The 13,112-nt window shown below is 72.7% G+C and carries 12 protein-coding genes; 8 read left to right on the forward strand and 4 right to left on the reverse strand.

Annotated elements, in window-relative coordinates; translation table 11 throughout:
- Positions 1-131 precede the first annotated feature (131 nt).
- Positions 132-875, reverse strand: a complete 744-nt coding sequence (locus tag DN069_RS14055; RefSeq protein WP_165845500.1) for an endonuclease/exonuclease/phosphatase family protein — start codon at positions 873-875, stop codon at positions 132-134.
- Between the two features lie 197 nt (positions 876-1,072).
- On the opposite strand from DN069_RS14055, the gene DN069_RS14060 reads away from it, so the two are divergent.
- The 3 genes from DN069_RS14060 to DN069_RS14070 all read left to right on the forward strand — a co-directional run bounded on the left by DN069_RS14060 (position 1,073) and on the right by DN069_RS14070 (position 3,924).
- Positions 1,073-1,540, forward strand: coding sequence for a MarR family winged helix-turn-helix transcriptional regulator (locus DN069_RS14060; protein ID WP_111501303.1), 468 nt, complete (start codon positions 1,073-1,075; stop codon positions 1,538-1,540).
- A gap of 189 nt (positions 1,541-1,729) precedes the next feature.
- Positions 1,730-2,992, forward strand: coding sequence for an MFS transporter (locus DN069_RS14065; RefSeq protein ID WP_111501304.1), 1,263 nt, complete (start codon positions 1,730-1,732; stop codon positions 2,990-2,992).
- Positions 2,993-3,090: 98 nt separating this feature from the next.
- A complete protein-coding gene (locus tag DN069_RS14070) occupies positions 3,091-3,924 on the forward strand; it encodes an aldo/keto reductase (RefSeq protein WP_111501305.1) in 834 nt (277 codons plus the stop codon).
- A gap of 538 nt (positions 3,925-4,462) precedes the next feature.
- Here DN069_RS14070 and DN069_RS14080 read toward each other — a convergent pair.
- Positions 4,463-5,044: an HPP family protein gene (locus tag DN069_RS14080; RefSeq protein WP_111501307.1), complete on the reverse strand. Its 582-nt coding sequence runs from the start codon at positions 5,042-5,044 to the stop codon at positions 4,463-4,465.
- 56 nt (positions 5,045-5,100) lie between these two features.
- Here DN069_RS14080 and DN069_RS14085 point away from each other — a divergent pair, with 56 nt between their 5' ends.
- The 5 genes from DN069_RS14085 (at position 5,101) to DN069_RS14105 (ending at position 9,445) form a co-directional block, all read left to right on the forward strand.
- Complete coding sequence (locus DN069_RS14085; protein WP_133259923.1) at positions 5,101-5,796, forward strand: hypothetical protein; 696 nt, start codon at positions 5,101-5,103, stop codon at positions 5,794-5,796.
- 102 nt (positions 5,797-5,898) lie between these two features.
- Positions 5,899-6,651 carry an alpha/beta fold hydrolase gene (locus DN069_RS14090; RefSeq protein ID WP_111501309.1) on the forward strand — a complete coding sequence of 251 codons (753 nt, stop codon included), beginning with the start codon at positions 5,899-5,901 and terminating at the stop codon, positions 6,649-6,651.
- Positions 6,645-7,907 (forward strand): cytochrome P450, encoded by a 1,263-nt coding sequence (locus DN069_RS14095; protein ID WP_111501310.1) that lies wholly within the window; start codon positions 6,645-6,647, stop codon positions 7,905-7,907. The genes DN069_RS14090 and DN069_RS14095 overlap by 7 nt, the downstream gene beginning before the upstream one ends.
- Positions 7,908-8,062: 155 nt before the next feature.
- Positions 8,063-8,917 (forward strand): glycoside hydrolase family 16 protein, encoded by an 855-nt coding sequence (locus tag DN069_RS14100; RefSeq protein ID WP_111501311.1) that lies wholly within the window; start codon positions 8,063-8,065, stop codon positions 8,915-8,917.
- A 57-nt stretch (positions 8,918-8,974) separates the two neighbouring features.
- The gene (locus DN069_RS14105; RefSeq protein ID WP_111501312.1) at positions 8,975-9,445 is read left to right on the forward strand and encodes a hypothetical protein; all 471 of its coding nucleotides are present in this window, start codon (positions 8,975-8,977) and stop codon (positions 9,443-9,445) included.
- Positions 9,446-9,521: 76 nt separating this feature from the next.
- On the opposite strand, the gene DN069_RS14110 is transcribed toward DN069_RS14105, so the two are convergent.
- Positions 9,522-9,869: a hypothetical protein gene (locus DN069_RS14110; RefSeq protein WP_111501313.1), complete on the reverse strand. Its 348-nt coding sequence runs from the start codon at positions 9,867-9,869 to the stop codon at positions 9,522-9,524.
- A 691-nt stretch (positions 9,870-10,560) separates the two neighbouring features.
- The gene (locus tag DN069_RS41540) at positions 10,561-12,939 is read right to left on the reverse strand and encodes a DEAD/DEAH box helicase (protein ID WP_243639206.1); all 2,379 of its coding nucleotides are present in this window, start codon (positions 12,937-12,939) and stop codon (positions 10,561-10,563) included.
- Between the last annotated feature and the right edge of the window lie 173 nt (positions 12,940-13,112).

Below are 13,112 nucleotides of genomic sequence, written 5' to 3' on the forward strand. Positions count from 1 at the left end.
CCCGCCCGCCCCGACGGGCGGGATCCGCCTCGGTCCGGTCGGCCGAGGCGGGGCTCCGGCGAGGACGACGGCCGCCCGGGGCCGACGCGCCACCGGGCGGCCTTGTCGTGCGGTTCGGGTCGCCGCCCGCGTCAACCGATCGTCGCCGCGACCCCGTAGTGGTCCGACAGGTGGCCCTCCCAGCCGTCGGACGCCTTCACGGTGTCCCGCAGAACGAGCTCGGCCGCCACAGGCAGGCCCGGCGTCGCGAGCACCTGGTCGAGGGCGGCTCCGCTCCAGCGCGGTGTCGGCCGGTAGGTCGTGGCGCTGTCGCCGTGGAACGCGTCCCGCAGTCCGGAGTCGGCCGCGAAGCCCTCCAACAGCCAGGAGTCGCGCGGCACGTTGAAGTCCCCCACCGCGACCACCGTCCCGCCGGCGCCGCCCTGCCCCCGCACCACCTGTGCCAACCGCGCGAGCTCGGCGCGCTGGACTTCGGCGAAGGGTGCCTCCTTGGACCAGTCGGAGCGCAGGTTCGCCGACAGGTGCACGTTGGCGACCACGAGGAGCTCCTCCCCCACCGAGAGGCGGGTCACCAGCACGCCCTTGCGGGTGAGCGCCTCGCGCGTGAACGGCCCGCCCGCGGCCAGCCTGGTGAAGCGGTGGCCCGCGATCGGGATCCGGGACAGCGTCAGCAGCCCGCCGGCCAGCAGCGGGAGGCGCGCGCCGTGGGCCGCGTACGGGTACGACGTCCTCGTCAGCGCGCGGATCAGCGCGTAACTCCGCGGATTCCACAACTCCTGGAGGCAGACCACGTCGTAGTCGGCGTCCGCCAGCACCTCCGCCAGGGCGCGCAGTCGCGGGAACGGGTCCTCGTTGTAGAGCGTGTTGAACGACAACAGCCGGATCCTGCGCACGTCACGCCTTTCTCCACCGGGACGTCCCCGCGCACTGCGGACGCTACCCGTCGCGGCTCCGCTCGGAGGCAGGAACACGCGGCACGATACTTGCACGAGCTTCATATGGGCCTAGGCCGATTTTTTCACACGTGACGTATGCTGGGAGTCCGCTCACAGCCCGAGAGGAGACCTGCCCCATGACCGCCACGGACCCCGCGCTCACCGCCCTGGCCAGCGGATGGGGCGCCCTGTCGCTCCTCCACGGCCGGATCGAGGCGCACATCGAGCGCGCCCTGCAGAGCAAGCACGACCTGAGCGTGCGCGAGTACTCGCTCCTCGACGTCCTGAGCCGCCAGCACGACGGCGACGGCGGGCACCTGCAGATGAAGCAGGTCGCCGATGCCGTGGTGCTCAGCCAGAGCGCGACGACGCGTCTGGTCACGCGTCTGGAGGACCGCGGACTGCTCGCCCGGTACCTCTGCCCGACCGACCGCCGGGGGATCTACACCAACGTGAGCGAAGACGGGCTGAAGCTCCTGGCGGAGGCACGACCGACCAACGACGCCGCCCTGCGGGAGGCGCTGGACGCGGCGCGGAAGAACCCCGAACTGGTGTCGCTGGTCAAGGCCGTCGAAGCGGTGGACGCTCCCGCACAGGCCAGGTAGCGGCTCCGCCGCTCCGACAGCACTTCAGGCGAGGACTTCCCACGGGGTCCTCGCCTCACTTCTCCCATGGCGCCATCTCGCGCAGCCATCCTCTGCAGACACCGACTACCGGCATTTGCATTTATCCCGCGTCTGCAATTATTGTTGGAGCTTGTAAGGCGCTCAAGCAATCGCACGGAGGGTTGCCGCATGCCTCTCGCGCTCCTCGCCCTGGCCATCGGGGCCTTCGGGATCGGCACCACCGAGTTCGTCATCATGGGCCTGCTGCCCCAGATCGCCGGCGACTTCGGAGTCTCGATCCCCACCGGAGGCCTGCTGGTCACCGGCTACGCACTCGGCGTCGTCGTCGGCGCCCCGCTGATGACGGTGCTGGGTACCAAGGTCAGCCGCAAGAAGATGCTGATGCTGCTGATGGGCCTGTTCGTGGTGGGCAACCTGTTGTCCGCGCTCGCGCCGACCTTCGCGCTGATGCTCGCCGGCCGCATCGTGACCTCGCTGGCCCACGGCGCGTTCTTCGGCATCGGCGCCGTCGTCGCCGCCGAGCTGGTCGCGCCGAACAGGAAGGCCGGCGCCATCGCCACCATGTTCACCGGTCTCACCGTCGCCAACATCGTCGGCGTACCACTCGGGACGTTCATCGGGCAGGCCGTCGGCTGGCGCATCACCTTCGGCGCCGTGGCCGCCCTCGGCGTCGTCGGACTTCTGGGCATCGCCAGGCTCGTCCCCGCGCTGCCGCGCGCCGAGGGCGCGCACCTGCGGCGTGAGTTGGCCGCGTTCCGCAACACGCAGGTCGTGCTGGCCATGGCGATGACCGTGCTCGGCTTCGGCGGCGTCTTCGCCGCGGTCACCTACATCGCACCGATGATGACCCACGTCGCCGGCTACTCCGAAGGCGCCGTCACCTGGCTGCTGGTGCTCTTCGGCATCGGCATGTTCCTCGGCAATCTGCTCGGCGGCCGCTATGCCGACCGTAGGCTGATGCCGATGCTGTTCACCACGTTGGGCGGGCTCGCGGTGGTGCTGGCACTGTTCACGCTGACCGCGCACGACAAGATCCTCGCCGCGGTGACGATCGTGCTGATCGGCGCGCTGGGCTTCGCCACCGTCCCGCCGCTGCAGAAGCGGGTCCTGGACCAGGCCCACGGCGCGCCCACACTGGCCTCGGCCGTCAACATCGGCGCGTTCAACCTCGGCAACGCGCTCTCCGCGTGGCTCGGCGGGCTCGTCATCTCCGCCGGTCTCGGCTACACCGCCCCGAACTGGGTCGGCGCGCTCCTCGCCGCCGCGGCGCTGGTACTGGCCCTCTGGTCCGCCGCGCTCGAACGCCACACCGGCGCCCGCGCCGCGGCCACCGCACCGGTCGCCGACGCGGCGGTCGCCGGGGCAGCGGCCACCGACGCAGCGGAGGTGGACCGCTCCCTCGCCACCACCGCTCGCCCGGGGCACGCCTGATGTCCAGCGCCCGCGAGCCGCTTCGGGGACGACCTGATCAACCCTCAGCCCGTCCGCTCCACCCTCACCCCGCGCACGAAGCGAAGGAACCGACCACCATGAGCACCACCCCCGCGATCCCCGCCGTCACCCTGAACAACGGCGTCGAGATCCCACAGCTCGGCTTCGGCGTCTTCCAGGTGCCCGACGACGAGACCACCGCCGCCGTCAGCGCCGCCCTGGAGGCCGGCTACCGCAGCATCGACACCGCCGCGATCTACGGCAACGAGACCGGGGTCGGTCGGGCGCTGGCCGCCTCCGGCCTGCCGCGCGAGGAACTGTTCGTCACCACCAAGCTGTGGAACGCCGACCAGGGCTACGACGCTGCGCTGCGCGCCTTCGATGCCAGCACCGCCAAGCTGGGCCTGGACGTGGTCGACCTCTACCTCATCCACTGGCCCACCCCGGCCCGCGACCGCTACCTCGACTCCTGGCGCGCACTGGAGCGTCTCGTGGACGAGGGGCGCGTGCGCGCTGCCGGCGTGTCCAACTTCCAGCCCGCACACCTCCAGCGGCTGATCGACCACGGCGGCCTCGTGCCGGCGGTCAACCAGGTCGAGCTGCACCCCGGCCTGCAGCAGGCCGAGCTGCGGGCCTTCCACGCGCGACACGGCATCGCCACCGAGGCCTGGTCCCCACTGGCCCAGGGAGCGGTCCTGAAGGACCCGGCCATCACCGGGATCGCGACCCGCACCGGCAAGTCCCCCGCTCAGGTCGTGCTGCGCTGGCACCTCCAGCTCGGCAACATCGTCATCCCCAAGTCGGTCACCCCGGCCCGCATCCGGCAGAACCTCGACGTCTTCGACTTCGACCTCACCGCCGAGGACATGGCCGCCATCGCCGCCACCGACCGCGAGCTGCGCACCGGCCCCCACCCGGACCAGTTCAACTAACACACGCACCGGGAGCCCGGCGGACCCGCCTCGTGCGGTGGGTCCGCCGGGCGTGCGGCTAGTCCCCGCTGAGCACCTCGATGTCGTCCGGCGTGGTCACCCACTCGACTCCCCCGCCGACCGGTCGCACATACACCTCGGTGACAGGACCGCAGCCCGGTAGTCCACTCCTTCTCGAGAGCTGACCGACCAGGACGCCGACGCGGCCCGTCGAACGACTGCGGACCCGCTTGCCCTGAGCGGGATGCGGGGAGAACTGGACGCCCACACGTACCTCCTGTGAGAGATGGATCTTGCACAGGGAGAGTGGGAGCCGCTCCGGCTCTTACAGCAAAGTGATCGACGGCGATCCGCCCCGGCCCCTCGGGGCCGCTGTCGCACGGAAAGCCACCCGAAAGGTCGACCGCCGGACAGGTGACCCGGTGTCAGCTCGCGGCGCGGGCAGCCGGCGTCTGGTCATCGGCCGGCTTCCGCCGCACGCCGCTGGCCCGGAATCCATGGTGGCCCGGGGTCGGCCCGGACCGCATCAATGGTTTGGCTAGTCCCGGACCAACGTTTGGACGATGCCGGAGTCAACCGTTCGGTTGATCCCCTCGGGCTTGGGGCGGGAGTAGGTTCCCCGCAGGACGGGATACCGGACGGGGTGCCCGGCGATGCGCCCCGGCAGCAGGCCGATGGCCACCAGAAGCACCGTGCCCACGAGGAGTAGGGCCAGGAAGGGCACAGCGGGTGGCGCCTGCAGCACCACGATCACAGAGGTGGCGGCCGCCGGGGAGTGCGAGAGGCCGAGTCGCAGCATCACACCGAGCGCAAGGCCGGCGGCGAGGGCCGCACCCCAGGGGCTCGGGCCGGTGAGGGCGAGCACGCCGAACCCGATGAGGGCGGAGAGGAGCTGCCCTCCGATCAGGTTGCGCGGTTGCGAGATGGGCAGCCCGGGAGCGCCGTGCACCAGCGCCGCGCTCGCGGCGAGCGGCGGGATGAGCAGGGGCTGGTGCAGCAGCACGCCGACGGCGACGAGCACGAGCAGGGCGCCGGCGGCGAAGCCCGCAGCACGCAGGGCGTGCAGGGACGGGCGGAGGGTGCGGGTCGTCGGCTCTTCGGTGTGGGACGGCGGCGGCATGCAGGCTCCGAGCAGCTGGGGCGGGACCCGGCCAACTTAAACAGACTGTTGAAAGAATGGGCGAATGTCTTGCCATTCGGGCAAAAGGCCTGGCGCTGATCCAGGAGCGGCGCATCGGGGGTCGCGTGCACGCACCGAAGGACGACGTGTCGGGTTTCTCGCGGACCGAGCCGGGCACGCACTCAGCCAGCGGAACTGACCAGGCGTCACTTGCATCGGACGCCACGACAGGTGGGGGCTCGGCTGCCATGTGGACGTGGATCGAAGTCGTAGAACCGTGGAATCGCCATGCGCCCTACTCGCCGGGCGACTTCCGCCAGTGGGAGCCCCTCGGCGGGGGCGTCGACGGCTGCCTGCCGGCCCACCGGTTCAAGACGTTCGACAGCGCGGGCGACGCCATCGTCGACATGGGGCGATGGCTGGACAGCGAGCACCGCGAGAGTGCCGCGTACGCCCGGAGCGCAGCCCTGCTGCCGGGCGCGCCGGACGGCGAGTTCCTGCTCTGGGACATGGAGCTGGTACGGGGCTGGATGGTGTTGCGGGTGCCGGAGGGCGCGCATCCGGCGGCGCACGCCCAGGCCACCTACCGTCTGTGGCAGGAGCCCGCCTGGGATCGCTTCGTCCATACCACCTCCGGCAGCGGGCGCGAACGGGGCCTCTGGTCACCGAAGGGGCCCGCGGCCTCGGGCCCGGGAGCGGCGCCCGGGGGCTGCCTGCTGCTGCTTCTCCCGTTCCTGCGCCGCCTGTCCTGAGCGTTTGGCATGTCGGTCACCTCAGGCCTTGTTCCGCCGGGCCCAGCACCCCCGTAGGATCACGAAGCACTGGCCTGGTCGGCGGCGGCGAGGAGTGAGTTGATGGAGCATCAGCGCATCGGGACGGGGGAGCACACGGTGTTCGTCCTGTCCGGCTGGTTCGGCTCGTCGCGGGCGTGGCAGGCGCTGCTGCCGCATCTGGATCTCTCCGCCTTCCGCTACGTGTTGTGGGACTACCGCGGCTACGGAACCCGCCGGGGCGAGGCGGGCGACTTCAGCCTGGCGGAGGCGGCCGCGGACGTGCTGGCCGGAGCCGACGCGCTGGGAGTGGACCGGTTCTCACTGCTCGGTCACTCGATGGGCGGGGCGGTGATGCAGCGCGTCTACGCCGACACGCCCGAGCGGGTGCGGGCGATGGTCGGGGTCTCCCCCGTCCCGGCCAGCGGATTCCCGTTCGACGAGGCCGGCTGGGCCCTGTTCTCCGGCGCCGCCGACGAGCCCGGTAACCGCCGGGTCATCATCGATCTGACCACAGGCAACCGCCTGACCGGCGTGTGGCTGGACGCGATGGTGCGCCACTCGCTGGAGAACTCCGACCGTGACGCGTTCGCCGGCTATCTGTCCGCGTGGTCGGGCGCCGACTTCCAGGACGAGATCGACGGCGGCACGGTGCCGGTGAAGGTGATCGTGGGCGAGCACGATCCCGCGCTCGGGGCCGAGACGATGCGGGGAACCTTCGCCCGCTGGTACCCCAACCTGGAGACCGAGGTCCTCGCCAACGCCGGGCACTACGCGATGGACGAGACGCCGGTGGCGCTCGCCGGCTCGGCCGAGCGCTTCCTCGCGCGATGGTGACCGACGCCGTGGACGTGTTCGACCCGCGCGTGTTCGCGCGCGGGGTTCCGCACGAGGCGTTCCGGCGACTGCGCGACGCCGCGCCGGTGGCCTGGCAGTCCGAGCACGAGGTGTTCGACTGGCCGGCCGGGTCCGGGTACTGGGCCGTGACCCGCCACGCGGACGTCAAGCACGTGCTGCGCACGCCCGAGGTGTACTCCTCGTGGCTGGGTGCCACGCAGATCCGCGATCCGGAGCCGGAGGACCTCGACTTCATCCGGCGGATGATCCTCAACATGGATCCGCCCGAGCACACCCGGATCCGCCGGATCGCGGCCGGGGTCTTCACCCGCCGGCGCCTGGAGCGGTCCTACGAGCGCGTCGCGGCGCGGGCGGCTGCGCTGCTCGACGCGGTCGCCGGGCGGGGCCGGTGCGACCTGCCGGTCGAGGTGACGGACGACTTCCCGCTGACCAACCTGGCCGAGCTCCTCGGCGTGCCGGAGGGTGACCGGCGGCTGCTGCTCGAGTGGACCAACCGGGTGATCGGCTATCAGGACCCGGAGCACGCCCAGGTGGTGCGCGACGCGCAGGGCCGACCGGTGAACCCGCGCTCCCCCGCGATGTTGCGGGACATGTTCGACTACGCCCAGGAGCTGGCCCGGTACAAGCGGGCCCATCCGGGCGACGACCTGATGACCGCGCTGGTCCAGGCCGAGGTCGACGGGCGGGCGCTCTCGGACGCCGAGTTGGAGATGTTCTTCTTCCTGCTGGTCGTCGCGGGCAACGACACCGTGCGCAGCGCGCTGCCCGGCGGGCTCCTCGCCCTCATGGAACACCCGGACCAGTACCGGCGCCTGCGCGCCGACCTGGGGCTGCTGCCCACCGCCATCGAGGAGATGCTGCGCTGGCACCCGCCGGTGTTGAGCTTCCGCCGCACGGCCACCCGCGACACGGAGCTCGCCGGCCAGGCGATCCGCCGGGGTGACAAGGTGGTCGTCTACCACGTGTCGGCGCACTTCGACGAGCGCGTCTTCCCGGACCCTTTCCGCTTCGACATCACCCGCCCACCGGGCGACCACCTGGCCTTCGGTCAGGGCCCGCACCTGTGCCTGGGCGCGCACTTCGCGCGGCTTCAGTTGCGCGCGTTCTTCACCGAGCTGCTCACCCGCTTGCCGCAACTGGAGCTCGACGGCGAGCCGGTCCGGTTGACCTCCAACTTCATCAACGGCCTCACACATCTCCCGGTGCGCTGGTCCAGCGCCGGTGGGAGTACGTGACGGCGACGGCGGATGGCCCGGAGGCGCCGGTGGCGAGCGACTGAGTTACTCCGTGTCCGCCGCGTGGGCGTCTCGGAGCTGCGCCTGCGTGACAGGGACCGGTTCCTGACGTTGAGTCGACCGCGACCCATCGTCGTCACGAACCGAGGTCGTCCATGCCGCGTCTGACCGCGCTGTTCGCCGCAGCCGTACTGCCCCTGCTCCTGCTCGGCGCCCAGCAGCCGCCGGGCCACCGGCACGAGGCGGCAACGCGGCAGCCGCGCCAGACACGGCAGACGCCGTCCGCGGCGGTGCGCCCCGTGAGCGCGCCGAGCGGAGTGAGCGGGCCGAAGGGCCTGCCCGGGTGGTGGCAGCTCGCATTCGACGACGAGTTCAACGACCAGGACCTCGACACCTTCGTCTGGAGCCCGGGCTGGTTCGGTACCGGCCTCTCCGGCCCGGTCGACCCCCACGAGACGCAGGGGTACGACTCCCGCAACGTCACCGAGTCCGGCGGGTACCTCCACCTGGCACTGACGTCCACATACGGGGCGCTGGCGTCGACCAATCCGCACGACGGCCGGCCGTTCGGCGGGTACGAGTTCACCGGCCCGGCGGTGCTGGAGGCCCGGGTGTTCACCCCCGGCGGCGCCACCGTCGACAACTGGCCCGCTTTCTGGACCGACGGGCAGAACTGGCCGGTCACCGGCGAGATCGACGCCATGGAGGGCCTGAGCGGCAAGCTCTGCTACCACGTCCACGACAGCGCCGGCGGTCTGGGCTCGTGCACGAGCCTCAGCCCGGGCTGGCACACCTACGCCGCGTTCTGGAACCCGGAGAAGCACCGCGTCACGTTCTACTACGACGGCGTCGACGTGGCCTCCGAGCCGTTCGCGAACCACCGCGCGCCGCAGTACCTGGTCCTCGACAACACCAGCATGACGACGCCCGTCCCGGAGTCGATGCTGGTGGACTGGGTCCGGGTGTGGCAACCCGTGCTGGTGGCGGGCGACGCCCGGCCGCGGGGCTGAACCGAGCCGGGTGCTGGGCGGGGCCGGCGGTCGGCGGTCCATGCCAGACTGCCGCGCATGGTCTTCCTACCGGCGAGCATGCTGCCCCGGTCCGGTACGCGGTTCCTGATGTTCACCGGTGCGGTGCTGTGGATCCCGGCGGGCACGGCGCTCGTGGTGAGCTCGCCGCTGGGGCGCTTCACCGCGATCGGCGCCTTCATCGGCCTCGGCGGGTGCGCCGTGCTGTTCCTGTGGTGGGCGCTGCGCCCCCGGCGCTTCGGCCGGGCACGACGGCTGCAGAACGTCGGCGCGCTGCTGACGGTCGCCACCGCGGCGCTTGTCGAGCTCGCTTTGATCCTGGCGGCGCGGCTCAGCCCGGACGACCCGCTCGGTTCCTACCTGCCCGCGCTGCCGCTGGCCGGTGCGGGGCTGGCCTGCCTCGCTGCCAGGATCGTCGTCGGCGTGAAGGCGCGGGCCGCCGCACAGGAGGAGCCGGCGGCGCCGGGGGCACCGCAGGTCGGGCCGGACAGCCACCGGTATCGGGCCTAGGCGTTCTGTCCACGAGCAGCGGCAGGCGAGGGCCCGCCTCACCCGAGGCCACGGGCTCGGGGCCCGGGGGCCCGGGTCAGGCCGAGGAGGCGCGGGTGGTGTCCAGAGCGACGGCGATGACGCGGATGACCGCGTCGATGCCCTCGACGCTCCCCTTCGGGGCGGCGAGCGCGAGAGCGGTGGTGCGGGCCGCGCGGAGGGCCTCGCGGGCACTGCGCAGGGCACGCGAGTCGTGGGCAGGCTCACACAGCAGGTCGGCGTTGTCGAGGACGGCCACCGCGGCGGCCGCGCCCAGGGCGCGGTCGGTGGCGGCACGGACCTCGGCCGGGTCACCGGTCGGCGCCAGAGCGGCGCCGGTCGTGCTGACCTCGGCGTTGAGCCTGGACACGGGCTCGCCGACCAGGCTGGAAATGGTACGGGACATGCGGACTCCCCCTATGACTGCGTTTCGTACACCCACCGGTCCACAACCGAAATCCACGATTCCGGTCCGGCGGCGTCGCCCAGTCTGCCTGTCCGACGCCGCCCTGTCACCCACCCGGTTGGCGGGAATGTGACAGTACACGCTCACCCCGGCCTCCGACGAGGGGTGTCCGCGACCCGGTTCGACGCGCCCGACCAGGGGTGGGACGGACCCGGGAGCCGGGCCGGGAGGTCCGCCCGCCCGCCCCGGGCCGCGGCCACCACCAGCAGCTACAGGCCGGGGCCGTCGTAAGCGCCGCGGTTGGGCTTGGCGGTCGCGGAGACCGGGTCGCCCCAGAAGTCCTGACCGGCGTTGTTCGCCATCACGCCGCCGTTGAGCAGACCGGGCGAGGTGGCGCGGAGCCGGTAGCCGGTGACGGAGTCGAGGGTGTCGCCGCCGGTGCCGGGGGCGGTGAAGCCGGGATCTCCGACGATGCCGTTGGCGGTCGGGCGCGGGACACGTCGACGACGGCGTTGTAGGGGCTGACCTAGGTGCCGTCGCCGTCGACGGACTGTGAGCAGTCGAGGTAGACGGTCGTGCCGGCGGCCGAGGCGGGAGCGGCGGCGAGGCCCGAAGCCGTGCAGGGTGCGGCGCAGAGCAGTACGGTCCAGGCGGCGGCGCGACCTTCGATCGCTCCTCGATCCCTTTCAGATCAACTGATCTGATGCGGCGTCATCGCGAGACGCTGCTGCTCCTCCTCGATGATCTGGCGCGCCAGCCCGGTGTCGGCGACGTCCACCGCGTCGGGGCTGGACTCGGCCGCCTCGCTGCGGCGCGCGTAGGCGTCGAACAGACGCTCCTTGCGGCCGAGCAGAGTCAGCAGCCGCTGGTCCACCGAGTCCGGCGTGAGCAGGCGGTGGACGCGGACCCGGCGGGTCTGGCCCATGCGGTGGGCGCGCGCCACGGCCTGCTGTTCGAGCGCGGGCTTGATCTGCGGCTCGCACAGGATGACCACGTTGGCGGCCTGGAGGTTGAGCCCGAGGCCGCCGGCCTGGATCTGGCAGAGCAGGATCGCGGGCCCGCGGTGGTCGGTGAACTCGTCGACCGTCTCCTGACGCGCCGTCGCACCGGTGGCGCCGGACAGCGGCCCGAAGAGGAGCCCGGGCTGGTCGCGGCCGAGGCGCCCGCGCACCGCGCCGAGGGTCTGCCGGTAGTAGGAGAAGACCAGCACCTTCTCCCCTGCTGACGTGGCCTCACCGACCAGCTCGGTGAGGCGGTCGAGCTTCGCGGACCGCTCGGGCACGCTGTACGCGGCGCGGCGCATGGCCTGGAGGTTCCCGCCGCGGACGGCCTCCCGGTAGGCCTCGGCGTCGGCCGCGCTGAATTCGGCCCACTCGTCGGTGTGCACGACCTCCGGCAGCTCGGTCAGCACGTCCGCCTGGTTGCGCCGCAGGTACGCGGGCGCGACGGCACGCCGGAACGCGGCGGCGCCGGCCAGCTGGTCCGCCTCGTGCAGCCCCGCGACGAGCTCGGGCTGGAGGTACCCGAGCAACGCGCGGAACTCCGCGACGCGGTTCTCCATCGGGGTGCCGGTCAGGAACAGCGCGCGGCTGCTCCGCTCCACCAGCGCGGCGACGTGGCGGGCGCGTTGCGCAGTCGGGTTCTTCACGTAGTGCGCCTCGTCGACCACGGTCATCGCGACGGGTGTGGCGGCGGGTGCCCCTGCCGCCCAAGGCGTGGCGTCGGCCGGTTCCGCCGCGGACCGTGCCGCGTCGGCCGACACCGCGTCAGTCAGCAGCGCATCGCCCGACACCGCGTCGGTCAGCGACGTATCGGCCACCGGCACGGGAAGCGCGTCGGTCACGACGGCCGTCGCGTGCGCGTGGTCGGCCATCACGCGTGGAGGCTCGGTCGGGCGGGCGGCGTCGAGGTGGCGCAGCCCTTCGAAGGTGGTGACGGCGACTCCGCCGCGCTCGCGCCAGGCCCGGTGGGCGAGCGCGCGGTCCGGGCCGTGCAGGCGGAACGCGGCGAGCGTCGAGCGGCTCTCGATCTCACGCAGCCAGTTGACCAGTACGCCCGCCGGGCAGACGACCACGAAGTGCCGCTCCCCGTCGGCGGCCAGGTGCGAGAGCGCGGCGATGGCCTGGACGGTCTTGCCCAGACCCATCTCGTCGCCGAGCACCACCTTGCGCCGGGCGAGCGCGTAGCGGGCGCCGAACGCCTGGTAGCCGCGCAGCGAGACCTTGAGGCCGGTCAGGTCCAGCGCCTGGGCGCGGACCTGGGCCGCCAGGTCGTCGGGCAGATGCCCCTCGGCCGAGGCGGCGTCGACCGGGCCGGTCTCGGCGAGGTGGCCGAGCACGGTGTAGAACTCGATCGGGCGGCCGAGGAACTCCCACCACGCCTCGTCCGCCGAGGCGGGACGGCGCAGCAGGTCCGTCAGTGCTTGGGCGAACGCCTCGTCGACGCCGTCGCGGTGCGCGTCGGCGAGCGCCGTCCTCAGCGGCCCGAGCGCGTCCCGCGCCTCGGCGCGGTGCCGGGCGCCGGTGAACCACCAGGTGGAGCGGGTACGGGCCGGGGCCGCGGCGCGGAGCAGTGGATCGAGCGAAGCGGCGGTCGTCTCGGCCCGCGCGCAGGCGGCGGGGAGGGCGGGACCGGCCTGGACCAGCGGGTAGAGCGCGGTGATGAGGTCGGTCGCGGCCTCGGTCCGGTCGTCCGGGTCGAGGCGCAGAGCGGTGGCTTCGAGCGCGGCGCGGGCCAGCGTCGTCGCCGCGGCCTTGGCCTGGTCGGCGCTGGCACGTCCGATGCCGGGGACGCGCAGCAGGTCGTAGGGCTCGGCGCGGTGGACCGCGCCCACCGTGCGGTAGCCGGCGGTCTCCAGCACCCCGACGCGCAGGCGGCCCTCGGTGACGTCGCCCAGCCGGGCGACGGGGATCTCCTCCAGTGCGGCGGCCACCTGCTGATCACGCAGCCGCCGGGCGCGGGCCCGCACGGTCTCCGCCGCGGTGCGCTGCTCGTCGAGCGTCTGCCGAGCCGCCTCCGCAAGACGCTGCCCGCGCGCGAACTCGGCCCTGCGCTCGCTCCCCCGCGCCACGCCCGCCTCCCGTTCTCGGCCGGTCACGAACCGGGTCCGGCGGCTCCATCCTGCCAGCCCCGTCCGACAGGCCCGACGACAGCCGAGGCGGGATCGAGGCGGGATCCCCCACCACGACCGAGGCCGCCCGCCCCTGCCCGCGACACACCGGCCTCTGGGGGCCGCGTCCGCCA

The organism is Streptacidiphilus pinicola, from assembly GCF_003258295.1.
In the GTDB taxonomy this organism is placed as follows: Bacteria; Actinomycetota; Actinomycetes; order Streptomycetales; family Streptomycetaceae; genus Streptacidiphilus; species Streptacidiphilus pinicola.

Bases quoted from the DNA above. Each gene is read 5' to 3' on its own strand.
- DN069_RS14060 (WP_111501303.1), top strand. From the start codon at position 1,073: ATGACCGCCACGGACCCCGCGCTCACCGCCCTGGCCAGCGGATGGGGC.
- DN069_RS14065 (WP_111501304.1), top strand. From the start codon at position 1,730: ATGCCTCTCGCGCTCCTCGCCCTGGCCATCGGGGCCTTCGGGATCGGC.
- DN069_RS14070 (WP_111501305.1), top strand. From the start codon at position 3,091: ATGAGCACCACCCCCGCGATCCCCGCCGTCACCCTGAACAACGGCGTC.
- DN069_RS14080 (WP_111501307.1), bottom strand. From the start codon at position 5,044: ATGCCGCCGCCGTCCCACACCGAAGAGCCGACGACCCGCACCCTCCGC.
- DN069_RS14085 (WP_133259923.1), top strand. From the start codon at position 5,101: ATGGGCGAATGTCTTGCCATTCGGGCAAAAGGCCTGGCGCTGATCCAG.
- DN069_RS14090 (WP_111501309.1), top strand. From the start codon at position 5,899: ATGGAGCATCAGCGCATCGGGACGGGGGAGCACACGGTGTTCGTCCTG.
- DN069_RS14095 (WP_111501310.1), top strand. From the start codon at position 6,645: ATGGTGACCGACGCCGTGGACGTGTTCGACCCGCGCGTGTTCGCGCGC.
- DN069_RS14100 (WP_111501311.1), top strand. From the start codon at position 8,063: ATGCCGCGTCTGACCGCGCTGTTCGCCGCAGCCGTACTGCCCCTGCTC.
- DN069_RS14105 (WP_111501312.1), top strand. From the start codon at position 8,975: ATGGTCTTCCTACCGGCGAGCATGCTGCCCCGGTCCGGTACGCGGTTC.
- DN069_RS14110 (WP_111501313.1), bottom strand. From the start codon at position 9,869: ATGTCCCGTACCATTTCCAGCCTGGTCGGCGAGCCCGTGTCCAGGCTC.